Source organism: Arthrobacter pascens, assembly GCF_017052465.1.
GTDB lineage: Bacteria > Actinomycetota > Actinomycetes > Actinomycetales > Micrococcaceae > Arthrobacter > Arthrobacter pascens.
In genome coordinates this window covers 1-22,729 of record NZ_JAFHKT010000142.1, presented here as the reverse complement: position 1 = coordinate 22,729, position 22,729 = coordinate 1, and the positions used below count along the sequence as shown (strand labels likewise).

Genomic DNA, 22,729 nt, shown 5'->3' with positions numbered 1-22,729 from the left:
TCAGCGCACCGGGAACCCTCCCGTTGCCAGGCTGCCGATGGGGAGGCCCCATGTTCCTGCTCGATCCACTGACGCCGGATGCACCCGCTGACCTGGTGTTCTCGGCCAGCGACCTTGTGGCCGCAAGTGAGTGTGAATACCGCACGCTGCGTGTCCTGGACGAAAAGCTCGGCCGCTCGCCCAAGGCCGACTTCCCGCCCGACGAGATGCAGGCGCGCGCCGGGAAACTCGGCGACCTCCATGAGCACAAGGTCCTGGACAGCCTCTTCGCGGAGTACGGCAGCTGGGATACGTCCCGCGGCACGGGCGTCTACAGCGTGGAACGCGGAACCACAGACCGTGAGGACCTGACAAGCAAGCACCTTGAAACCACTTTGGCCCTTCATTCCGGTGCGGACGTGGTTTTCCAGGCCACCTTTTTCGACGGCGAGTTCCTCGGTTATGCGGACTTCCTGGTTAAGGAAGGCCCGTCGGGTGAAGCCCCGGGCCGTTACGCGGTCTGGGACACGAAGTTGGCCCGGCATGCCAAGGTGGGCGCCTTGCTGCAGCTTGCGGCCTATGGGGACCAGCTGATCAACCTCGGACTTGATCCTGCGCCCCGCGTGACACTGGTGCTGGGCAACTTGGACCGCAGCATCCACTCCCTCGCCGATCTGCTGCCCGTGTACCGCGAGCGCCGCGACCGTTTCCGTGAACTGACCGCAGCCCACCGCGCCTCCGATGCCCCTGCCTGGTGGCAGCAGCCCGGCGTCGGATATTGCGGACGGTGCGACTACTGCGCCGAACAGGTGACCACTCACCGTGACCTGCTGATGGTGGGAGGCATGACCTCCGTCCAGCGGAAGAAGCTGATCGCGGACGGCATCACCAGCATCGACACCCTCGCAGACCTGCCGCCGGAAAAAGCAACGGGGTCACGGCGCCGTCTGCGCGAGCAGGCCAGGATGCAGACCGGGCGCGAACGCCCGGACGGATCACGTACCTTCGTCAAGGACGGCGAGGACCACACAGTCAGCTACAAGGTGCTGACGGAGAATGCACTGGCCAGCCTCCCGGCACCCAGCGACGGCGATATCTTTTTCGACTTCGAGGGCGATCCGCTGTGGCAGGACCCCGCCACCGGCAAGTGGGGGCTGGAGTACCTCTTCGGAGTGATCGAGGCGCCGCTGCCCGGGGATCCGCCCCGGGCCAAACCGGTGTTCCGGCCCTTCTGGGCGCACTCCCGCGCGGGTGAACGGCAGGCATTCCTGGACTTCCTTGCCTACGTCGAGGAACGCCGCAGCCGGTATCCGGACATGCACGTTTACCACTACGCCCCGTACGAAAAGACCGCCCTCCGGAACCTCTCCCTGACGCACGTCGCGGGCGAGGATGTCGTTGATTCCTGGCTCCGGGAGGGCGTGCTCGTGGATCTCTACGCCACGGTGCGGCATTCACTCAGGATTTCCGAGGCGTCCTACTCCATCAAGAAACTCGAGCCCCTGTACATGGGAGACAACCTGCGGTCCGGCGACGTCAAGGACGCCGGGGCCTCCGTCGTGGCCTACGCTGCCTACTGCACTGCGCGCGATGGTGGGCCCGGAACGCAGGCCGAGGCCGCCGCCATCCTCGCCTCCATCTCCGACTACAACGAGTACGACTGCCTCTCCACGCTGCGCCTCCGTGACTGGCTGCTGCGACTTGCCCACGGTCCCGCGGTTACTCCCGGGCCACCACAGCCAGCTTCTCCTGACGGCCGGGAACGCCAGGACGCCACGGCGGGCACAGAACCCGGCGCCGCCGAACCCAGCGCGGGAGAACCCACGGCTGAAGAGGAGACCCTCCGCGCGTTCCTGGATGCCATTCCGGACACGCGGGGGCTCACAGCCGACGAGCAGGCGGTGGCCATGGTCGCGGCGGCCACGGGCTACCACCGCAGGGAACGCAAGCAGTTTTGGTGGGAACATTTCGACCGTCTCGAATCCGAAGTGGACAGCTGGTCGGACCAGCGCAATGTCTTCGTGGTGGACGACGCTTCCGTGGTGTCGGATTGGGCACCGCCCACCAGCCGTGCCCGCACCGAATCGCGGACCCTGCGCCTCACCGGAGTCATGAGCGAAGGCTCGGAGTTCCGTGCCGGCTCCACGTGGTTCCGGATGTTCCAGGACCCCCTCCCGGACGGCCTCGGGGAGGTCGACGGCGGACGCACGCCGCGGCCGCCGGAGACGGGCCCCGCCCAGCACGCGGCCGCAATGGAGTCCATGTCCCGGGACGGCATTTTCGGCACGCTGGTTGAAGCCGTTGAAGACCACCCCGACCAGCCCGGCAAGACCGTCATCACCATCACTGAGAAGTCGACAGGCAAGGTGCCGCCGTACTTCCAGCTGCCCATGGCACTGACGTCGGACCGTCCCATCTCTACGACAAACATTGAGGCATCGCTGGCCGAACTCGCCCAGCTCGTGGGGTCCGCCCTGCCCGACTTGCCGAACCACCCGGGTCTCGACGTACTGCGCCGAGTGCCCCCGCGGCTGGCCACACTGGAGGCACTCCCCGCCGTCACCCACGACGATTCGGGCACCGCGGACTACGTGTCGGCCATAACCGGGGCCATCGAGGACCTGGACCGGTCGTACGTCGCTGTCCAGGGACCGCCCGGCACCGGAAAGACCTACGTCGGCTCCCACGTCATTGCCCGACTGGTGCAGCGCGGCTGGAAAGTCGGCGTGGTTGCCCAATCCCACGCCGTGGTGGAAAACATGCTCTGCACCGCCATCGCCAAGGCAGGGGTGGACCCCCGCGTGGTGGCCAAGGACGTCAAAGCTCCGCGCACCGGCTCCGATGTCCCGTGGGATCTGACGACGGACAATGACGTGGCGCGGATCCTCGACGCCGAGGGCGGCTGCCTGGTCGGAGGGACGGCCTGGACCATGACCGGCAAGTGCGTGCCTCCCGGCTCACTCGACCTGCTGGTCATCGATGAGGCCGGACAGTACTCGCTGGCCAACACCCTAGCCGTTGCCCGCTCCGCACGGCGCTTGTTGCTGCTGGGCGACCCCCAGCAGCTGCCCCAGGTCACCCAGGGGTCCCATCCCCAGCCTGTCGATGAATCGGCCCTGGGGTGGCTGTCCGCCGGACACGCCACCATGCCGGCCCAGCTGGGCTACTTCCTCGCGGATTCCTGGCGCATGCACCCGCAGCTCTGCCAGGCCGTGTCTGTACTGAGCTACGACGGCAAGCTGGAGTCCGCCCCCGCTGCCACGTACCGCCACCTCGACGGCGTTCCCGCCGGGGTGGACACGGTTCTCGTGGAGCACAGCGGCAACACCACGAGCTCCCACGAGGAAGCTGCCAGGATCGTCCAGCTGGCCAACCACCATGTCGGGCTGAAATGGACCCCTGGGCGGGATGAACCGCTTCGGAGGCTGGAGGCCAACGACATCTTGGTGGTGGCCGCGTACAACGCCCAGGTCCAAGCCATCCGGCACGCCCTCGACCAGGCGGGACTGTCAGCGGTGCGCGTGGGAACGGTCGACAAGTTCCAGGGCCAGGAAGCCCCCGTGGTGCTCGTGTCGATGGCATGCTCGGCCATTTCCGAAGCACCCCGCGGCGCCGAATTCCTCTTGAACCGCAACCGCATCAACGTCGCCGTTTCGCGCGGGCAATGGCGCACGGTGATCGTTCGGTCCCCCGAGCTCACCAACCACATGCCTCACAAACCGTCGTCCCTGGAGGAACTGGGGGCGTTCATCGGACTCAGCCCACGCCCGCCCGGGAAGGCTGAGCGACCCCAGCTGAGCGGCCGCAGGATGAACAGCCCCGGGTGAAGCCGCTGGTACGGCCACTAGGTCAGAGCACCACGTCGAAACTGCTGAATTCCCCCTCGGCCGGCGACAGCTTCTCGTCGACGTGGGACACCCTGCCTGGAGCTTCGCTGGACCCCAGCCAGCGCCGGAACTCCACGATCACCGGCTGCGGGCCCTCCGCGACAACGGCCACCGAGCCGTCGTCGTCGTTCCTGACAGAGCCGGTGATCCCCAGCTCGTCGGCCTTCCGCGCCGTCCAGTAGCGGAAGCCGACGCCCTGGACCATCCCAGTCACGCGCGCTGTGAGGCGTACGCTGTCCGCGTCGGATGCATTCACGTCAGTCATGAGTCCAATGTAGCCAGTTCCGTCAGCGAGTGTGTCAGCCTGCAGGACGCAGGGATGTGATCATCCTGCGGATGTTCTTGTACTCGGCCGTCTCCTTGTACGCCTCGGGCGTGTCCACATGCGGCTCGTTCCCCGGCGACGTGTCGAAGGGGTTGTAGACGCCTCCGAACATCGCACCGCTGGGCGGCCACGTGAAGAAGTGGGCGATGGGGCAGGCCTCCGGTCCGGTGGGTTCGGGCGCGGACGTAATGCCGTAGGCCAGGACAGTCGCCTTCATCGGGTCTGTCGCTTCGCGGTGTGTCCGGGACTCGAAGGTGAACCGGGGCGTCGTTCCGGCCTGGGCAAGTGCGGGCAGAGACTGGGAGTCCAGGAGTCCATATGGCTGCTTCTTGGTGCATTCGGCGCCCGTGACCACGTTGGTGCGCAGGGTGGCCATGGATTTGCCGTCGGCTTTGGAGACTTCCACAGAGACGCCGCCCCCTGCGGGCGTCTGCCCGGCAGGGTCCTTGATGGTCCAGTCAGCCGGGTAGTCGAAGGAAAGTGACCCGTCCTTCGCGGTGAAGGTCTTCCAGCCTTCGGCCGGTGTGGCCGTGGCCTCCGGGGCGGTGGTCCCCGGCGCCGCGGTTGCCGTGCCGCTGGCCGAAGCCGTCGGCGCATCGGCCGTGGAACCAGCCGGGGAACTGGTGGCCGGGCCCGAGGCGGGCGACCCGCAGGACGCGAGCATCAGCGCCATGACCATTCCCGAGATCGCTGTAACTGCTGGTGATGCTGATCGGCGCATCGAGCCCTCCCTGCGCAGGTTAAGAAAAGACGATGGACTAATAGTGCACCACCCCACCTTGGGAAATCCTTGGGCAACCTTGGACTGCGGCCAAACCGTTGCCTCCGCTAGCCCTCGAGAGACAGCGAAGCCCCGCCGCCGCGGGTGCGGCAACGAGGCTTCGCAGCTGGACGACGGACTCAGCCGTCGCCGATGCTACTTAGTTGACGGTGATGTCCCTGGTCCGGTGGTCGTAGCGGATGGTGACCTGGCCGCCGTCGTGGTGCAGTTCGTGGTTGGCGCCGTCGAACGCACCGAAAGCGCCGTAGTTCTCTTCCCACGAGCGGTTCAGCGCGATCTTGAAGGTGTAGTAGCCAGCCGGGATGTCAGCCGTCAGCTTCCACAGCTGGTCGATGGCGTCGAGCTCCATCTGCGCTTCGTCGTACTGCGGCGCCCAGTTCTCCGGGGCGCCCAGCAGCGTGTTGAAGTCACCCGCGACTGCCACCGCTTCCGGCTGGGGGAAGGACTCGACGGCGGAAGCGTCAGTTTCGGCTTTCTTGCCAAGCACCGCGTTGGCAACGGGAGCCACTGCGTCCTCGATCAGCTTCGCGGCCTTGTCCACAACCTTCGCAGCCTTGGACGGAGCCTTCTCAGCCTTGGCAGCGGGCGCCTTCTTGGCTGCCGGCTTGGCAGGGACGGCGACCGGAAGGGGCGTGTCGGCAGGAACGGGAGTTCCGGCGTCGAGCGCGGCAGCGAAGCCCGCGGGATCCGCGAAAGCGACAGTGGCCCGCAGGCCGTCTTCGGTGATGGTCCAGCCGGAGCGGCCCTTGACCAGCCAGCCGGCCTTAACGAGCTTCGCGGTGGCAGACGTGAGCGACTTGTGGCCGCGCGGAATGCCTCCGCTGAGGAGCTCCGCTTCGTAAGCGTTCAGCGGAACCCGAACGAGGGCCTCGGCCAGCACCTCGCCAGCGTTCTGCGACTCGCCAGTCAACACCCCCTCGGCCAGCACGTCCAGCACGGCCTTAAGCCGGAAGTTGGTGTTTTCTGCGGCAGTCTTGCGCATGGTTCCCCTTTTAGAGCGATTGTTCCCTCAGTAGTTTGCCGTGCCGAGGTTAAATCTGGCCACTTGAAACGGTAAATACTGCGTGTCGTGGCTGACTATGACGCGGATTACACCAGAAATGAGCTTGGAATCCCGGATGCGGGAGCCTGGAGAGCCGACCCGGCTAAGAAGTCGGGGCGCCGCGGGCTCGGGGCACGGCGTCGGAACAGCTTCGGCGTCTGGACAGCTTGGGCACGAGTATTTCCCGTCGCCCAGAATAGAAAGTAGGCTTACCATATGCGCCCGTGAGCCCACGCCAGGGAACCACAGGGCGCCAAGGCAGGCATTGGAAAGGATGACCATGAGCGAACAGAACTCCCAGGACGACGGCTTCATAGTTCCGGACCCTTCAAAGCTCCGCGACGACGTGCCCGGCGACGTCGGTGACGAGGCCAACGCAATCCGTTTCAGCGAGGAACAGGCACTCATCGAGGAGCAGTCCCACGGCATCCGCCCCGAGCGCTACGACGTCCCCTCCGGCGGACCCACCATGGCTGAAGCACGCGGAAGCATGGATCTGCCCGACGACACCGGCGAGGCAGCCTCGGCCGACAGCAGCGACGACGGACTGCACGGCGGCGCCGGGCAGTAGCAAGGCGCGCGCAGCAGTGCGCGCAGTATCAACGCGGCAGCAGCAAGCCGAACAGCAGCAATGTGACCCTGTCCATGATCACCCCCGATATCAGGAGGAGCACCATGACTGATCAGTACACGTTCAAGAATCCCGTCACGGCCTACGAACACATCGAGCCCCCAAAGCAGCACCAGCCCGAACCGGGCCTCGACGCCAAGCTGACACCCAAGGCCGACCTGGGCGAGGATAGCTACCGCGGGACCGGCCGGCTCGACGGCCGCAAGGCCATCGTCACCGGGGCAGACTCGGGAATCGGCGCCGCCACGGCCATTGCGTTCGCACGCGAGGGTGCCGACGTCGTCATGTCCTACCTCCCCGAGGAGGAAGAGGACGCAGCCCGGATCGCCAATCTGATCGAGAAAGCTGGCCGCAAGGCCGTGAAGGTTCCGGGCGACCTCAAGGACTCCGACACCTGCCGCGAGCTTGTGGACACCGCCATCCGCGAACTGGGCGGCCTGGACATCCTAGTGAACAATGCCGGCAAGCAGGTAGCCCAGGAGGACATCGGCGACATCACCGACGAACAGTTCGACCACACGCTGAAGACCAACGTCTACGCCATGTTTTGGCTGACCAAGGCCGCCATTCCGCATCTGCCGGCTGGTTCCACCATCATCAACACGACGTCGATCCAGGCGTACAACCCGTCGCCCACCCTCGTGGATTACGCAACGACGAAGGCCAGCATCAACAACTTCACCAAGGGACTGGCCCAGCAGCTGGCGCCGAAGGGAATCCGGGTCAATGCCGTGGCCCCGGGGCCAATCTGGACGCCGCTGCAGGTCAGCAGCGGCCAGCCGAAGGAAGCGCTGCCCGAGTTCGGCAAGAACACTCCCTTGGGCCGGGCAGGCCAGCCCGCGGAACTGGCTCCGGCGTACGTGTTCCTCGCCTCCGCGGAGTCCAGCTTCGTCGTGGGTGAAACGCTCAACGTCAACGGCGGCAGCCCGACGCCGTAGCAACCCCTACGCCGTAGCAACCCACTAAACAGGAACTAGGCCGTGCTGGGTTCCAGCCTCACAATCACGGCTTTCGACGCCGGCGTGTTGCTGCCCTCCGCCACGCTGTCCAGCGGAACCAGCACGTTGGCTTCGGGATAGTACGTGGCGGCGCAGCCCTGGGCCGTGGGGTAGGAGACCACGCGCAGCTTGCGCATCACCCGGTCCACGTTGTCCTCATACACACCGTGCAGGTCGACGAACTGGCCGTCGCTCAGGCCAAGTTCGGCAATGTCCTCGGGGCTGACGAAGACAACGTCCCTGCCCTTCTTGATGCCCCGGTACCGGTCGTTGTAGCCGTAAATGGTGGTGTTGAACTGGTCGTGGGAGCGCACGGACTGCAGGATCAGCGTTCCTGCCGGCCGTTCCACGTGCTCCAGGTGGTTGACCGTCAGCATGGCCTTTCCGGTGGGTGTGGGGAAGGTGCGCGAATCCCGCGGGCCGTTGGGAAGGACAAAGCCGCCCCGCTGCCGGATCTTGTCGTTGTAGCTTTCGCATCCGGCCACCACGTGGGAAATGTGGTCGCGGATGAGGTCATAGTTCTTTTCGAATCCTTCCCAGTCAGCGCTCGTCCGTCCAGCCACCGTCTCCCGGGCCAGGCGGCACACGATGGCCACCTCGGACAGCAGGTTCGGCGCCACCGGCCTCACCTTGCCCTCGGAGGCGTGCACGGCGCAGACGGTGTCCTCCACCGAGACGAACTGCGACCCCGAGGCCTGCATGTCGATCTCCGTCCGTCCCATAGTGGGCAGGATCAGCGCCTCCTTGCCGGTCACCGTGTGCGAGCGGTTGAGCTTGGTGGAGATCTGCACTGTCAGGTCCGTGTTTTCCATGGCGGCCTCGGCGGCGTGGGTGTCCGAAATGGCGGCCACAAGGTTGCCTCCGAGCGCCGCGAAGACCTTGATCCCGCCGTCGCGCATTTTCCCGATGGTCTGCACGGCGTCCAGGCCGCGCTCACGTGGCGGCTCAAAATCGAATTCCTTGCCGAGGGCGTCCAGGAAGGCGGGGGGCATCTGCTCCCAAATGCCCATGGTGCGGTCCCCCTGGACATTGCTGTGGCCGCGGATGGGCGAGGCGCCCGCGCCCGGCTTGCCGATGTTGCCGCGCAGCAGGAGAAGATTGATGATCTCCTTGATGGTGGCGACAGCCTTTTTGTGCTGGGTGATGCCCATGGCCCAGGTGATGATGACCCTGTCCGCCTTCAGATAACGGGCAGCCAGTTCGTCGATCTCGTCACTGCGCAGGCCGGTGGCCTCGAGGACGGTTTCCTCTTCCAGCTGCGCCAAATGCTCCTTGAGATCCTCCAACCCCTGGCAGTGCGCCCCAAGGAACTCGTGGTCCAGCACGGTTCCGGGGTTCTTGGCCTCAGCTTCGAGGACCCGCTTGGAGATGGCCTGCAGCAGGGCCATGTCTCCACCAACGCGGATCTGCAGGTACTGGTCCGCCAGTTCCGTGCCGTGCCCGATGATTCCCTTGATCTTCTGAGGGTTCTTGTACCGCATAAGTCCGGCTTCCGGGAGCGGATTGACCGCGGCGATCGTGCAGCCGGCTTCCTTGGCTTCCTCTAGTGCGGTGAGCATCCGCGGGTGGTTGGTGCCCGGGTTCTGGCCCATGATGATGATCAGCTGCGCCTTGGCAAAATCGTCGTAGGTGATGGTGGCCTTGCCGACCCCGATGGTCTGCCCCATGGCCCATCCGGACGATTCGTGGCACATATTGGAGCAGTCCGGCAGGTTGTTGGTTCCGTAGGCCCGCACGAACAGCTGGTAGATGAAGGCAGCCTCATTGGACGTCCGGCCGCTCGTGTAGAAGGCAGCCTCGTCCGGGCTGGCCAGGCCGTTGAGCTTGTCGCCCAGAATCCTGAACGCCTCATCCCAGCTGACCGGCCGGTAGTGGTCCTCCCCCGCAGGCTTGTAGACCGGTTCCGTCAGGCGGCCCTGCATCCCCAGCCAGTACTCGGGCTTTTGCCGCAGTTCGCTGACCGGGTGCTCCGCCCAGAATTCCGACGCCACCACCACCGGCGTGGCTTCCCAGGTGACGGCCTTGGCCCCGTTCTCACAGAACTCGAACGTCTTCCGGTGCCCGGGATCCGGCCACGCGCAGCTCATGCAGTCGAAGCCGTCCTTCTGGTTCAGGGCCAGAAGCGTTTTCTCGGTCCGGCTCACGCCCATATGTTTTAGCGCCGGCTGGATCGAGTGCAGGACACCGGGCATGCCGGCGGCCCATTCCTTCGGCCCGCTGACCTCAAGGTCCTTTTCGTCAGCCTCTTCCACCCGCGGGTTCTTGCGCGGCATGCTGCACTCTCCTCGACTCGCTTCATAGTCTGGGTCCTGCTGCTTAGGGCCCGGCACACACACCGATGTGTTGCCTCTGTCACAGGACTAGCAGGTATGGGAAGCGGCTGCAAGCATTCCGCTTGCGGGCGCAGGCAGCCGCACGGGCGCCCGCGGGGGCAGACCCCCGCCGAAGGCCTCCTCTCTGGCGCCCCTGCGCAGAACGGGCAGACAATGGAGCACCACGCACTGATCGTTTGGAGCCGCCATGCGTTCCAGCATCTGGCATAAAAACCACTGGCTTAAGAACCACAGGCTCTTGGCATTCTTCGTCCTCGCCTACGCCATTGCGTGGTCCTCGTGGCCGCTCTACGCGGCGGGGCTGATGCCGCGCATGGAGTTTCTGCCCGTGGCACCGTTAGCGGCTGCGGTCATTGTGATCGCCCTGGCCGAAGGCAGGCGCGGGTTCCGTGCGTGGGCCCGGCGGCTGGTCCGGTGGCGCGTGGGCTGGGTCTGGTACGCCGTCGCGCTTCTGCTTCCCGCGCTGCTGGCCCTCGCCACGGGGTACATCAACATCGCACTGGGCGCATCCGCGCCGCGCCTCACGGACCTGTCCTGGAGCGGACTGCTGACGGTGTTCGCGGTCCGTCTCGTGAATCCCATGGACGGGCCGCTGGGCGAAGAACCGGGCTTCCGCGGCTACGCCCTCCCCGTGCTGCAGGCCACCCGGCCACCGCTCCACTCCGCGGCGATCCTGGGCGTCCTGGTGGCGTTCTGGCACCTGCCGCTCATCCTCTTCAACGGCCTAAGCCCCATCGGACTGCCGACGACGTTCATCATCACCTTCCTGTACGTGTGGCTCTTCAACCGCACGGGCGGCAGCGTCCTGCTGACCTACCTGTTCCACAACAGCCAGGGCACCTTCACCGTCGGTTCCTTCGGCTTCGCCGGTGCGGCCGCGGACCGCGCAGAACTGATCTACTTCGCCGTGGTGCTGGCCGCGGTGCTGGCCACCGTCTTCTTCGACCGGAAAACCTGGCGAAAGGCACCCCGCTCGGCCACCGCCGTCGGGCCCTTCTCCCTCAAGATGCGCCCCATGTAGCCCCGAAACATGTAGCCCCGAAACGCCAAGGAGGAAAAATGTCCTCGCCACTCGCTTCAGCCGCCGGCCCGATCGCCTTGGTGGCCGGCCTCGCCTTCGCCGCCGTGGACGTGGCACGCCTTCTCACCGCCGACCGCAGCCTGGACCGGATCGACATGATGCGCCAGACGCCGTTCGTGGTGGCCAACGCACTGTACTGGGTGGTCTTCGTCGGGCTCGTCCTCGCCCTGGCATCCGTCTACCTCCGCTATGCCGCGCGCACCGGCGGCCTCGGCGCCGTCGGCTTCTGCTTCGCGCTCGTGGGCACCCTGGACATGGCCGGCAACATGTGGTTCGACGGTTTCGCGGCCCCATGGATAGCCGACGTCGCGCCCGGAGCCATTCTCGCCGGCGGCTCCGGCATGCTGGCGGTCGGCGGCCTGTCCAGCTACGTGCTGTTTGCCCTCGGCTGGATGGTCTTCGGCATCGCCGGCTGGCGGACGCGCATGTTCCCAGCCTGGGCAGGCATTGCGTTCATCGTCGCCGGCGTCCTCGGCTTCAACGCCGGCCTGCCGCCCTACGGAATCCCGATCGGGCTAGCCATGGCCGCCCTCGGCTGGTGGATCTGGCGCGGAACGCCGCACCGGTGGCCCTCAGCGCGATAATTCCGCGAGCAGCTCCGCCTTGCGCTGCTCCGCTACCGCCCGGAGCCTGACGTTGGAGAGCGGGCAAACCGTCAGCGGCACGCGGTCCGCCACCAGCCGCTCCACCAGCTCGGGGTCATCCATGCACCGGATACGTGGTCAACGCGTTCCATGCCCAGGACGTCGAGCGCCTCGATGATGTACGACGCCGGCCCCTCCTCGCCTGCGTGGGCACTCCTCCGCAGGCCTGCTTCGCCGGCCCGCGCAAACAGCCGCTCGAACTTTCTCCGCGGAATCCAGTCCGATGCCGGCAATCGGCGCGTTTATCGCCAACAGCGCTGCCCCTGTCGCAGGACTAGCAGGTCTGGGAGATGGCTGCAAGCAATTCGCCTCATGCCGACGACACACGCACACCGGCGCCCAAAAATGCGGGGACCGGCCAGTTGGCCGGTCCCCGCACTGCTGACAAGATCGACTTACCTCGTAGAGGCAGTTGTGTGGGCGGTCTCGACGATCCTTTCGAAGGACGACGCCGGTCCAACCTGCGCTTGGGCGGAGTTTGGAATTGTAGGGGTTACCTTCCGCAGATCCGGAAGCGTGGGGGTTACCTCCCGCAGATCCGGAACCGTGGGGGTTACCTCCCGCAGATTCGGAACCGTGGGGATTACAACCGGCAGCTTCGGAACTTTGGGGGTCACCAGCGGCGGCTTCGGAACCGGCACGGGCGCCTTGCCGGCTCCCGGCTTCCTGGCTGCAGCCTCCCCAGCTGCCTTCTTGGCTGCGGCTTCATTCTTGGCTGCGGCGGCTTTGGCCTTCGCCGCCGCCGCTTCCTTCTTGACGGCGTCAACCTTGGCCTTCTCCGCCGGCGCGCCCTTCCCGGCCGCGTCAACCTTGGCCTTCCCCCCCGCTGCTTCCCTGGCCTTGGCCGCGATCCTGGCTTTCTCGGCCGCCGCCCTCTGGGAAACGCCTACGTCCGAAGATATATCGGTGTACGTGGAACCGGAGTTGGCCTCCGCACCGGTGCCGGCCGAGACCGCAGACTGTGAGGATGGGTTCTGGGCGTCGGCCCCGGCACTACATGCCGGCGTAGCGAGTAGGACCGAGAGCATGCTGATGGCCAGCAGGTTTTTCCTGGGCATGGTGATAAAGCCTCTGTGGGGAGTGCGGAAACGGCAGTCCGATGGGGGGACAAAGTCCTGCCGATGTCAGTTACGGTCTGCGCTCACGCCTCGCACTTACCACACAAGACGGCATTCAGGACGCCCTGAAGGGCGTGGCGCCAACCGGTGACCTAAACGTAACATTGCCCGACGCGGGGAGGCCAATTCACAGCGGGCCGCCTCAATCGGGGATGTCACATGTGCGATTGCATGTCCGCACCGGCGGCCCTTAGCCCGATAGCTCGGCCAGCAGCTCCGCCTTGCGCTCGTCCGAGGCGAAAGAGGAACTGATCGAGTTGGCAGCCAGCCGGACGCGGTCGAATTCGGACAGCCCCAGCACCGACTCCAGCTGGGCGAAGTTGTCATCCACGTAACCGCCGAAATAGGCCGGATCATCCGAGTTCACACACACGTTCAGCCCTGCGGCCAGCATCGCCGGGAGCGGGTGGTCGGCCAGCTTGTCCACGGCACGGAGCCGCACATTGGACAGCGGGCAGACCGTCAGCGGCACGCGGTCCGCCACCAGCCGCTCCACGAGCTCGGGGTCCTCCATGCACCGGATGCCGTGGTCAACGCGTTCGACGCCCAGGACGTCAAGCGCTTCGATAATGTACGACGGCGGTCCCTCCTCGCCTGCGTGGGCGATCTTGCGCAGGCCTGCTTCGCCGGCCCGCGCAAACAGCCGCTCGAACTTGGCCGGCGGATTGCCCACCTCGGCCGAATCCAGCCCGATGCCGGCAATCGGCGCGTTCATCGCCAACAGCGCTTCGAGAACCTCCAGCGCCGACTCCTCGGACAGGTCGCGCAGGAAGGCCGCGACCAGCAGCGTGGAAATCCCGAACTCGTCCTGCGAGGAGGCGAGGACGGAGGCCACACCGTTGACGCAGGTCTCCAGCGAAACCCCGCGGGACAGGTGCGCCTGGGGATCCAGCATGATTTCCGCGTGCCGCACCCCGGCGGCGGCCGCCCGGCGCAGGTAGGCGCGGGTCATGTCCGCGAAATCCGCTTCCGTCCGCAGCACCGCCATATTGGCGTAGTAGAGATCCAGGAACGACTGCAGATCCGTGAATTCGTACCTCGCCCGCAGCTCATCCAAATCTGCATACGGAAGCTCAATACCGTTGCGCTCGGCGAGCGCGAAGATCAGTCCGGGTTCCAGGGTCCCTTCGATGTGCAGGTGCAATTCGGCCAAGGGCATGACCGGCGGTGCTGCCTGGCCGTCCGATTCGTTGGGAAGTGGGGCTAGATCGGCCGGTTCGGCGGCACCGTCATAAGTGTTCACACCGCAAGAATAGTCCCCGGGCCGGACATCACCGCTAGAGTCGAATGGATGCGAAGTGAACAGCACGCTGCCCGTCTGCCGGATCTGGCGCCGGGCCTCTTACTCGACCACCCTGCCGACGGCTTTGTGCGGGTGCGCGGCGCCCGCGAGAACAACCTGCGCAACGTGGACGTAGACGTCCCGCGCGACGCCATCGTCGCCTTCACCGGCGTCTCCGGCTCCGGCAAGTCCTCGCTGGCGTTCGGGACCATTTACGCCGAGGCACAGCGCCGCTATTTCGAATCCGTGGCGCCGTACGCCCGCCGCCTCATCCAGCAGGGGCACAACCCCAAGGTGGAGATGATCACCGGGCTGCCACCCGCCGTCGCACTACAACAGCGCCGCGGCACCCCCAGCAGCCGTTCGACGGTGGGCACCGTCACCACCCTCTCGAACTCCCTGCGCATGCTGTTTTCCCGCGCCGGGACGTACCCGGACGGGTCGGCGCAACTGGACTCGGACGCTTTCTCACCCAACACCGCCGCCGGCGCCTGCCCGGAATGCCACGGCCTGGGCATCGCCCACACCGTCAGCGAGAAATCCCTGGTTCCGGACGAGTCCCTCACCATCCGTGAAGGGGCCGTCGCCGCGTGGCCCGGCGCATGGCAGGGCAAGAACCTGCGCGACATCCTCACCCACCTCGGCTACGACGTTGACACGCCCTGGCGGAAGCTGCCCAAGAAGCACCGCGACTGGATCCTCTTCACCGAGGAACAGCCGGTGGTGGAGGTGACGCCCCAGCGCGACCGCGTCGCCAAGCCCTACAAGGGACGGTTCTGGAGCGCGAAGAGCTACGTCCTGCACACCCTTGCCGACTCCAAAAGCAACACCATGCGCGAGCGGGTGCTGAAGTTCATGGAAACCGGGCCGTGTCCCCGCTGCGGGGGCACGGGCCTGACCCCAGACGCGCTGGCCGTGACCTTCGCCGGTCACACCATCGCCGACCTGAACGCCGTGCCCATGGCCGAACTCGCCGACATCATCAGGCCCACCACCGAACTGACAGAGTCGGCCACCGCATCGCGCAAGCAGACTTCGGGTGAACTCAATGAGGTTGCTGTCGCCATCACGCGTGACCTGCTGCAGCGGATCACGGTGCTGCTGGACCTCGGCCTCGGCTACCTGGCGCTGGGACGCTCCACGCCGACCCTCTCCCCCGGCGAAATGCAGCGGCTTCGCATAGCGACCCAACTGCGCTCCGGGTTGTTCGGCGTGATCTACGTGCTGGACGAGCCCTCCGCCGGCCTGCATCCCGCCGATGCCGAACCCCTGCTGGCTGTCCTCGACCAGCTCAAGTCCTCCGGCAACTCAGTGTTCGTGGTGGAGCACAACATGGACGTGGTGCGCCGCGCCGACTGGCTGGTGGACGTGGGTCCGCGTGCCGGCGAGGGCGGCGGCGAAGTGCTTTACAGCGGCCCCGTGGCCGGCCTGGCCGACGTCGGGGAGTCCGTCACCCGGCCCTTCCTGTTCGGCAACGGTTCCGGCGGGGCCGGTTCCCTGCCAGGGATGGGGGCCGACGGCGGTCCTGACGACGGCGGTACTCGCGGCGCCCGCCGCGAGCCGGACGGCTGGCTGGAGCTGCGCGACATCAGCCGTCACAACCTGCGCGAACTCGATGCCGATTTCCCGCTCGGCGTCCTCACCGCGGTGACAGGGGTCTCCGGCTCGGGCAAGTCGACACTGGTCAGCCAGGTGCTCGCCGAAGTGGTGGGAGCCAGGCTGCACCCGGACACCAGTGCCGGAGCCGGCACGGACTCCGGCCCTGCTTCCGGTGCGGAGCCGGACTCGCTGGGTGACGACACAGGCGGACTCACAGCGCCGTTGACGGTCGGGCCTGTCTCCGGCCTGGACCGGGTGGACCGGTTGGTGAAGGTGGACCAGAAGCCGATCGGCCGCACACCGCGGTCCAACCTCGCCACCTACACCGGACTCTTCGACGCGGTCCGCAAGGAGTTCGCCGCCACGGACGAGGCCAAGTCCCGCGGTTTCGGCGCCGGACGGTTCTCCTTCAACGTGGCCGGCGGGCGCTGCGAAACCTGCCAGGGCGAGGGGTTCGTGGCCGTGGAGCTGCTGTTCCTGCCCGGCAGCTACGGCCCCTGCCCGGAGTGCCAGGGTTCTCGCTACAACCCCGAAACCCTGGAGGTGACCTACCGCGGCAAGAACGTTGCCGAGGTGCTGGGCATGACGGTGAACGCCGCCTCCGAGTTCCTGGCTGACGTTCCTTCCGCAGCGCGCAGCCTGCAGACCTTGCGGGAAGTGGGTTTGGGCTATCTCCGGCTCGGCCAGCCGGCCACGGAGCTCTCCGGCGGCGAGGCGCAGCGCATCAAGCTCGCCACCGAACTGCAGCGGGCCAGCCGGGGACACACGCTCTATGTGCTGGATGAACCCACCACGGGGCTGCACCCGGCGGACGTCCAGTTGCTCATGGCGCAGCTCCACCGCCTTGTTGACGCCGGCAATACCGTCGTCGTCGTGGAACACGAAATGGACGTCGTGGCCGCTGCCGACTGGGTCATCGATCTGGGCCCGGCCGGAGGCGACGCCGGCGGTGAGATCGTCGCGGCCGGAACAGCGGCCGCCGTCGCGCTTTCACAGGACAGCCGGACGGCGCCCTATCTGGCTTCAGCGCTGAAATCCTGAGGCAGGGGCGCCCGGGCTGGGCCGGCCCCGGCGCCCTGAACAGGCACGGGGCATTTATCCGGTCCTCACCCACTCTGCCGGCTCGTCCAGGCTCGACTCCCAGGAATGATCTCGATTTGATAACGGAGCCCGGCTGCCTTACCGTTGAACACATGCCCGCGCGATGCGGGCCCCTTGAATGCCCGGTGCCGCCTCCACCAGTTACTGCCCGGCCGGCGGACACCGTAATGACCTCTAGCTTGTCAGGGGCGGGCGGTAGCGCGACAACGTCCGGGGACGGACCGAGCGCGGGTGGCCTCAGGAGCATCCCACCATGAAGAAGTCCACTTTCACTACTGCCGCGCGCCGCGGCGCAACTCTTGTCGCCGTTTCCGCTGCTGGCCTGGCTCTGTCCGCCACCGCAGCCAACGCCGCAGCCCCCACCGCCACCAGCGGTTCCACCTGGGACGCCCTCGCGCAGTGCGAGAGCGGCGGCAACTGGGCCATCAACACCGGCAACGGTTTCTCCGGCGGCCTGCAGTTCACCCCGCAGACCTGGGCCGGCTTCGGCGGCACGGGTGCGCCTGAAAACGCCTCCCGCGCCCAGCAGATCGCTGTAGCCGAGAAGGTCCAGGCCACACAGGGCTGGGGCGCATGGCCTGCCTGCGCCGCCAAGCTCGGCCTGAGCGGTGGCGGTGGAGCAGCTGCTCCGCAGATCCAGCCGCAGAGCGCGCCGGTTCAGGCCGCTCCGGTCCAGGCAGCACCCGTCCAGGTCCAGGCGGCTCCCGTTGCCCAGGCTCCGGTCCAGGCTCCCGTTCAGGCACCGGCCCCCGTGCAGACCCACGCCAAGCACGCGGCTCCCGTAGCCCTGAGCGGCGAGACCTACACCATTCAGTCTGGCGACACCCTGAGCAAGATCGCTGAAAAGCTCGGCGTGACGGGCGGATGGCAGAGCCTTGCCGACGCCAATGCCGACTCGATCTCCGATCCCGACCTGGTGTTCGTTGGCCAGGTTCTGCAGCTTCCCGCCTAATCAGGCGGCCTGCTGACAGTAAACTGGCTGTCTGTAGAGCAATGCCGTGCGCCCCGTTTGCGGGGCGCACGGCATTGCTCTTTAAGTTGCTAAGCAGCCCGACGCCGGGACCCGCCTCTTCGAGGTGAGTTCCCGGCGTCGGGCGTTACCGCGTTAAGCACGTACGACGCCGGGACGCCCCCTCGCGGAGGACGTCCCGGCGTCGCTGTCTAAGTTGTTGTGTGTAAGTCGCGCTCAGGCGGCAGCCGGCAGTTCGCGGACGATCCGCACTTTCCAGGCGGCGTCGTCGCTCGTATCCAGCAGGGCCACGGTGCCCGAGGTGAGGTGCAGGGCGACGCGCTTGGCGTGGAGCAGCTCGAGGTAGAGGTGCTCGTTCATCCGCGACGGCGTGTCAATGACAAACTTCACGGCGTCGCGGACTTTGCGGTAGTTGGCGCTGCGCTCACGGTGCCGGTGGAGTTCCAGCTCGTGGCGCTGCTTCACGCGCGGCTCGTGGCGGTTCAGCCAGTTCACGGCCAAGTGCACTCCGATGACCACGGACAGCGATACCGCGTAGATCCACCAGCCGGTCGACATCAGGAACAGCGGCAGATTCGCAATGGCCACGACAGCGATCACGAGGCGGAGAGCAACCAGCCGGCGAAGGGTCAACGTGACAGACGCTAGCGCGGCACGGAAGCCGTGCTGTTCCTTGCGAGCGGCCGCAGGATCCAGCGTGAACTCGTCGAGAACCAGGATGCCGTTCGCCTCGGGATCAAGCATCTTGCCGTACTTCGGAACGAACGGCTGGGGTGCCTGTGACGCGTGTGATTTCGATGCTGCGGGCGCGGTTACTAACGGCGCAGGGGAGGTGAGGGTCATGTGAAGGCTTCCAGACGCTGTTTGGGTTTCGGCTATCTTAGTGGTTGCCCGCCCTCCCTGTATGCATCAGTCCACATAGTGAACATGCTGCGGCGGCCGTCACACGGAAACCGTGTGGGCCGTGACACCGTAATTGGCACATGAGGCGCGGGGCCTCAGACTGAAAGGATGCAGACCTTCCTTCCCTATCCCGATTTCCAGCAAAGCGCCGCTGCGTTGGACCCCGCCAGGCTCGGCAAGCAGCGCGTCGAGGCGCTGCAAACACTCCGTGCGCTGGTGATCCCGGAGTACGGCTGGCAGTCACATCCCGCCATCCGCATGTGGATGGGCTACGTTCCGGCCCTGACCATGTACGGACTGGCCATGGCCGACGAATGGGCCAAGCGTGGCTTCGCGGACAACACCCGCGACAACATCCGCGAATTCGCCCCGCAGGCGGCGCACCCCGATTACGCTTCCAAGATCCCCATGCCGCCGTGGCTGGGCGACCCCGAGCTGCACCTGAGCCACCGCTCCAACCTGATCAGGAAAGACCCGCGCTTCTACACGCCGGTTTTCCCCGACACCGAGCCGGACCTTGAGTACGTCTGGCCGGAGCCGCGCCACGAGTTCCTGCCCGAGGATCCTGACGGCGATGTCCTGTGGATCCTTCGCGAACACGTTGGCGACATCGACCCGGAGCGCCTGGACAAAGTAGGGCTGCCGGCTGTGGGTCGTGCAGCCCAGGCGGCAGCCAGCGCAGGGAACGCGGAGGACGACTACCAACCGGTCTACGCCGACTCAGGCTCCCGCCGTCCGCTGAAGGTCGCCCGCAAGTTGCCTCCCAAGCAGCAGGTCAAGAAGCCGTCGCGGAAACGCCAGCGCCAAGAAGCGGCGTTCTCCACCCTTCCCGGCAAGTCCCCCGTGGCCGTTCCCCTTGAGGGCGGCAGCAGGTTCGCCGTCGGCATGGTCCTCGGGCGCCCCATCACGCTCAACGACGGCCGCTTCGGGCGGAACTTCAAAGTCACCGAGATCATCGACCGTTCCGCGTTCGACTACCCGGCCCTGCTGCAGGACCCGCGGGTGTTCTTCCCGGTCCCTGCGCTCTGACAACCGGCAGCCTGCTTGACACCCGAGGACGCCTGTCCTCCGGGATGTTCTGATCGAATACAGTGGTCCTCGTGCGCCTCGCCGTGGTGGCACGCGGTATAGGGATTGGGGACCAAAATGGGGGCAGGCGACGGGGCTGCGGAGCAGGCCCGCCTGGCAGCGGAGCGTGTGGCGAAGCTTCGGCTCCAGCTCGATCACGCCGAACGCGCGGAGCGGGCATGGACGGCAGGCGCCGAAGGGGAGGCCCGGGTCGCGCACATACTGGATGAGCTGCAGACGCAAGGCTGGCGGGTTCTGCACGACGTACGCTGGCCGGGACGGCCCAAAGCCAACCTAGACCATGTCCTCGTCGGTCCAGGCGGGGTCATTGTTGTTGACGCGAAGAACTGGTCCGGCAACGTGCAGCTCCGCGACGGCGTGCTCCGGCAGAATGGATTCTCCAGGGAGCGGGAGGTCTCCGGCGTAGTCGAGCAATGTGCCGCAGTGGCCGCGCTGCTGGAACCGCATCACCGCCGCTACGCCCAAGGCTGGCTTTGCATGGTGGGACAACCAGCAATGCATGGCATGACAGCCAGCGGTGCAAAGATCCAAGGCCTGGACACCCTTGGTGACGCCGTTTGCGCCCTCCCTGCTGTGCTGGACTCCGTAACCGTGGAGGTTATCCACGAATATTTGAAGGAGCTGCTGTCCGGGCGAACGAGTCCGCCGCTGCTGACTACGCGCAATGCGCCCAGCAGCGCCCCGGACTTCTCGCTCACCGCCGGACCGGCAACATCACTTGCACACGGGCGCAGTGAACGTCAGATTCCTGTTCACCCATTCACGCGCCCGAGGGGCACGAACCGCAAGAGGCCCACGGGCTGCCTGGGCATGCTCTTGCCGTTGGTGGTGACAGTCTTTCTTCTCGGCATTTTCTTCAACGTGCTGTCTCAGCTGCAGCAACCGGCCCCGCCGGTTCCTCGGCCCACACCTTCCGTCGCCAAAATTGCCCCGTAGCACTGGCCGCCGCGAGTGACAGCCAGTTTACGGCGCCCCCGGGCGAGCTGGCAGACTGGCACTTATGACTATCCTTGTGGCCGGCTGCGGCGATCTGGGCACCGAAGCCGGCCTGCGGTTCACCGCTGCCGGGCATACAGTGGTGGGCTGGCGGCGCTCACCTTCGAAACTGCCGCCGGACATAAAAGCCGTCGCAGCAGACCTGAGCTCCCCCGGCCTTCCGCCGATCCCGGCGGACACCACCGCCGTCGTCATCGCTGTTGCTGCTGATTCGTCGAGCGAAGACGCCTACCGCACGGCCTACGTGAGCGGTGTTACGCATGTCCTGGACGCCCTCGAACGCGACGGCGTTACGCCACGACGCGTTCTGTTCGTCTCCTCGACCGCTGTGTACGGCGACGCCGGCGGCGGTTGGGTCGACGAGAGCACGACGCCGATACCTGGCAGTTTCTCCGGCCGCGTCCTCCGCGAGGCAGAGGATCTTCTCCACGAGCGCCTGCGCGAAACGCCAACAGCCGCGATGGTTCTCCGTCTTGGAGGCATCTACGGTCCAGGTCGCACGAGGCTGATCGACCAGGTCCGCAACGGGACGGCCGTGATCCCCGATACGCCGCGCTATACGAACCGCATCCACCGTGACGACGCCGCCGGCGCCATCGTTCAGCTGTGCACAATGGACGATGAACCCGCTCCCGTCTATGTGGGCGTCGACGACGACCCGGCCGAACTCGGTGACGTCCTGCGGTTCCTGGCTGCAGAGCTGGGACTCGAGGGCCCGCCGTCGGGCAATGCCGGCGACGGCCGCGGCGGCAACAAGCGGTGCAGCAACAGGTTGCTGCGCGGAACGGGCTACTCCTTTGTCTATCCGACGTTCCGGGAGGGATATCGCGCCATCCTGGCGGGCGTTGGCGTGCGTCACCCGTAGGCTGTTCCCTAGCGGCAAGTGGAGCCCGGCAGGACCAAACCTGCGGACTGGACGATACAGACATTCAAGGGGGGCCTGATGGATTTTCAGCACATCATTGAAGCAGTCGGCAGGCTCGTGGACTTTGCAGGCGTAGCTGTGATGGTGATCGGCGCCGTCGTCTCGATCCCCATGGCGTTGCGTGGATACCAGCCCCGACGCCTGCCCGCAGACGCCGAGCGGATGTCCGTTTACCGCGCTTACCGCCAACTGCTCGGCCGCTCCATTCTGCTTGGACTGGAACTGCTCGTGGCGGCGGACATCATCCGCACCGTAGCTGTGGCCCCGACCTATGAAAGTGTCGGCGTGCTGGGGCTCATCGTCCTCATCCGTACCTTCCTGAGCTTCTCACTGGAGTTGGAAATCACCGGCCGCTGGCCTTGGCAGAAGGAGCCTTCTTCGTCCCGCCCCGGCCCAGATGGTGGCTCGTTGAAGCGCGAGTCCGCTGTCTCCGAGACGTAAGCAGGTCAGCGGTTCATCCGTCAGAACTCCTCCTTCCATCGACCCTTCCTAACGGCCTAAGAATGTCAGACCCCTCTGACAGAGTTTTCCTATGGAAGCCATTGGGGAAGACGCAGCGGTTCGCACCGCAGGCCAGGCGGTAACGCCCGGCGTCAGTGCGGCTGCCCTGCTGGGGAGCCGCCGGCTCCGCAGCGTTCCCGGTTCGGCTTCTGGTGGTCATCGCTCGGCGTCCGACGGCGGTGCTTCTGTTGATCTGCGGCAGGCTCTGGCGGTGTTGGAATCGGCGGTGGACTCCGCGCCCGCCGAGCTGGCCGTTGCCGGTTTCCGGGAGGCTGCGGACTTCGCCGACGTGGCCGAGGAGATTTCGCGCCGCGTCGAGCAGCTGCAGCTGCTCTCCGCCGCCGCGGTCGACCGGACCCGCACCACCGCGATCAACGCCGCCGGCCCTACGAGCAAGGCCACAGGCTGGACCACCGGCTGGGGCACCGAACCGGCGGCGCCCGAACCCTCGGCGCCCGGACCAGCGGTTTCCGCGGGCCCGGTTTTCGATCCGGCCGATGACGGGTGCCGGAACACCGCGGAGTTCCTCAAGACGCGGCTAAGG

Annotated in this window: 18 protein-coding genes and 2 pseudogenes; 12 read left to right on the top strand and 8 right to left on the bottom strand. The window is 66.4% G+C overall.

The features are described from left to right. The first annotated feature begins 50 nt into the window (after positions 1-50). Positions 51-3,806 (top strand): TM0106 family RecB-like putative nuclease, encoded by a 3,756-nt coding sequence (locus tag JYA52_RS12970; RefSeq protein ID WP_205653596.1) that lies wholly within the window; start codon positions 51-53, stop codon positions 3,804-3,806. A 22-nt stretch (positions 3,807-3,828) separates the two neighbouring features. Here JYA52_RS12970 and JYA52_RS12965 read toward each other — a convergent pair whose 3' ends face one another. The 3 genes from JYA52_RS12965 to JYA52_RS12955 form a co-directional block, all read right to left on the bottom strand. Continuing rightward, complete coding sequence (locus tag JYA52_RS12965) at positions 3,829-4,131, bottom strand: acylphosphatase (protein WP_205653595.1); 303 nt, start codon at positions 4,129-4,131, stop codon at positions 3,829-3,831. A 34-nt stretch (positions 4,132-4,165) separates the two neighbouring features. Beyond that, complete coding sequence (locus JYA52_RS12960; protein WP_205653594.1) at positions 4,166-4,912, bottom strand: hypothetical protein; 747 nt, start codon at positions 4,910-4,912, stop codon at positions 4,166-4,168. Positions 4,913-5,111: 199 nt separating this feature from the next. Continuing rightward, positions 5,112-5,954 carry a pullulanase X25 domain-containing protein gene (locus tag JYA52_RS12955; RefSeq protein ID WP_205653593.1) on the bottom strand — a complete coding sequence of 281 codons (843 nt, stop codon included), beginning with the start codon at positions 5,952-5,954 and terminating at the stop codon, positions 5,112-5,114. A gap of 340 nt (positions 5,955-6,294) precedes the next feature. Between JYA52_RS12955 and JYA52_RS12950 the strand changes: the two genes are divergently transcribed. Continuing rightward, a complete protein-coding gene (locus JYA52_RS12950) occupies positions 6,295-6,585 on the top strand; it encodes a hypothetical protein (RefSeq protein WP_205653592.1) in 291 nt (96 codons plus the stop codon). A 104-nt stretch (positions 6,586-6,689) separates the two neighbouring features. After that, positions 6,690-7,583: an SDR family oxidoreductase gene (locus JYA52_RS12945; RefSeq protein WP_205653591.1), complete on the top strand. Its 894-nt coding sequence runs from the start codon at positions 6,690-6,692 to the stop codon at positions 7,581-7,583. A gap of 35 nt (positions 7,584-7,618) precedes the next feature. On the opposite strand, the gene JYA52_RS12940 is transcribed toward JYA52_RS12945, so the two are convergent. Beyond that, entirely contained in the window at positions 7,619-9,916 is a 2,298-nt protein-coding gene (locus JYA52_RS12940; RefSeq protein WP_205653590.1) for an FdhF/YdeP family oxidoreductase, read from the bottom strand. 247 nt (positions 9,917-10,163) lie between these two features. Here JYA52_RS12940 and JYA52_RS12935 point away from each other — a divergent pair, with 247 nt between their 5' ends. Then, a complete protein-coding gene (locus tag JYA52_RS12935; protein ID WP_205653589.1) occupies positions 10,164-10,997 on the top strand; it encodes a CPBP family intramembrane glutamic endopeptidase in 834 nt (277 codons plus the stop codon). Positions 10,998-11,035: 38 nt separating this feature from the next. Continuing rightward, positions 11,036-11,641, top strand: a complete 606-nt coding sequence (locus tag JYA52_RS12930) for a hypothetical protein (RefSeq protein WP_205653588.1) — start codon at positions 11,036-11,038, stop codon at positions 11,639-11,641. A gap of 33 nt (positions 11,642-11,674) precedes the next feature. Here the strand turns inward: JYA52_RS12930 and JYA52_RS12925 are convergent. The 3 genes and pseudogenes from JYA52_RS12925 to JYA52_RS12915 form a co-directional block, all read right to left on the bottom strand. Beyond that, a pseudogene (locus JYA52_RS12925) lies at positions 11,675-11,956 on the bottom strand (adenosine deaminase); the annotation flags it as partial. Positions 11,957-12,096: 140 nt separating this feature from the next. Next, positions 12,097-12,759, bottom strand: coding sequence for a hypothetical protein (locus tag JYA52_RS12920; RefSeq protein WP_205653587.1), 663 nt, complete (start codon positions 12,757-12,759; stop codon positions 12,097-12,099). Positions 12,760-13,009: 250 nt separating this feature from the next. Further along, positions 13,010-13,978, bottom strand: coding sequence for an adenosine deaminase (locus tag JYA52_RS12915; protein ID WP_205653612.1), 969 nt, complete (start codon positions 13,976-13,978; stop codon positions 13,010-13,012). A 132-nt stretch (positions 13,979-14,110) separates the two neighbouring features. Here JYA52_RS12915 and JYA52_RS12910 point away from each other — a divergent pair, with 132 nt between their 5' ends. Together JYA52_RS12910 and JYA52_RS12905 are read left to right on the top strand one after the other, a co-directional pair. Further along, positions 14,111-16,741, top strand: coding sequence for an excinuclease ABC subunit UvrA (locus JYA52_RS12910; RefSeq protein ID WP_205653586.1), 2,631 nt, complete (start codon positions 14,111-14,113; stop codon positions 16,739-16,741). A 313-nt stretch (positions 16,742-17,054) separates the two neighbouring features. After that, positions 17,055-17,753 (top strand): transglycosylase family protein, encoded by a 699-nt coding sequence (locus JYA52_RS12905; RefSeq protein ID WP_205653585.1) that lies wholly within the window; start codon positions 17,055-17,057, stop codon positions 17,751-17,753. A gap of 234 nt (positions 17,754-17,987) precedes the next feature. Here the strand turns inward: JYA52_RS12905 and JYA52_RS12900 are convergent, their stop codons facing one another. Next, a complete protein-coding gene (locus JYA52_RS12900; RefSeq protein ID WP_205653611.1) occupies positions 17,988-18,515 on the bottom strand; it encodes a hypothetical protein in 528 nt (175 codons plus the stop codon). Between the two features lie 267 nt (positions 18,516-18,782). Here JYA52_RS12900 and JYA52_RS12895 point away from each other — a divergent pair, with 267 nt between their 5' ends. The 5 genes and pseudogenes from JYA52_RS12895 to JYA52_RS12875 all read left to right on the top strand — a co-directional run. Continuing rightward, positions 18,783-19,703 (top strand): MSMEG_6728 family protein, encoded by a 921-nt coding sequence (locus JYA52_RS12895; RefSeq protein ID WP_205653584.1) that lies wholly within the window; start codon positions 18,783-18,785, stop codon positions 19,701-19,703. A gap of 117 nt (positions 19,704-19,820) precedes the next feature. Beyond that, entirely contained in the window at positions 19,821-20,699 is an 879-nt protein-coding gene (locus JYA52_RS12890) for a nuclease-related domain-containing protein (RefSeq protein WP_205653583.1), read from the top strand. A 64-nt stretch (positions 20,700-20,763) separates the two neighbouring features. Then, entirely contained in the window at positions 20,764-21,624 is an 861-nt protein-coding gene (locus tag JYA52_RS12885; protein WP_205653582.1) for an SDR family oxidoreductase, read from the top strand. 78 nt (positions 21,625-21,702) lie between these two features. Continuing rightward, positions 21,703-22,125, top strand: a complete 423-nt coding sequence (locus JYA52_RS12880) for a DUF1622 domain-containing protein (RefSeq protein ID WP_205653581.1) — start codon at positions 21,703-21,705, stop codon at positions 22,123-22,125. A 91-nt stretch (positions 22,126-22,216) separates the two neighbouring features. After that, positions 22,217-22,729: pseudogene (locus JYA52_RS12875) on the top strand (HNH endonuclease signature motif containing protein); the annotation flags it as partial.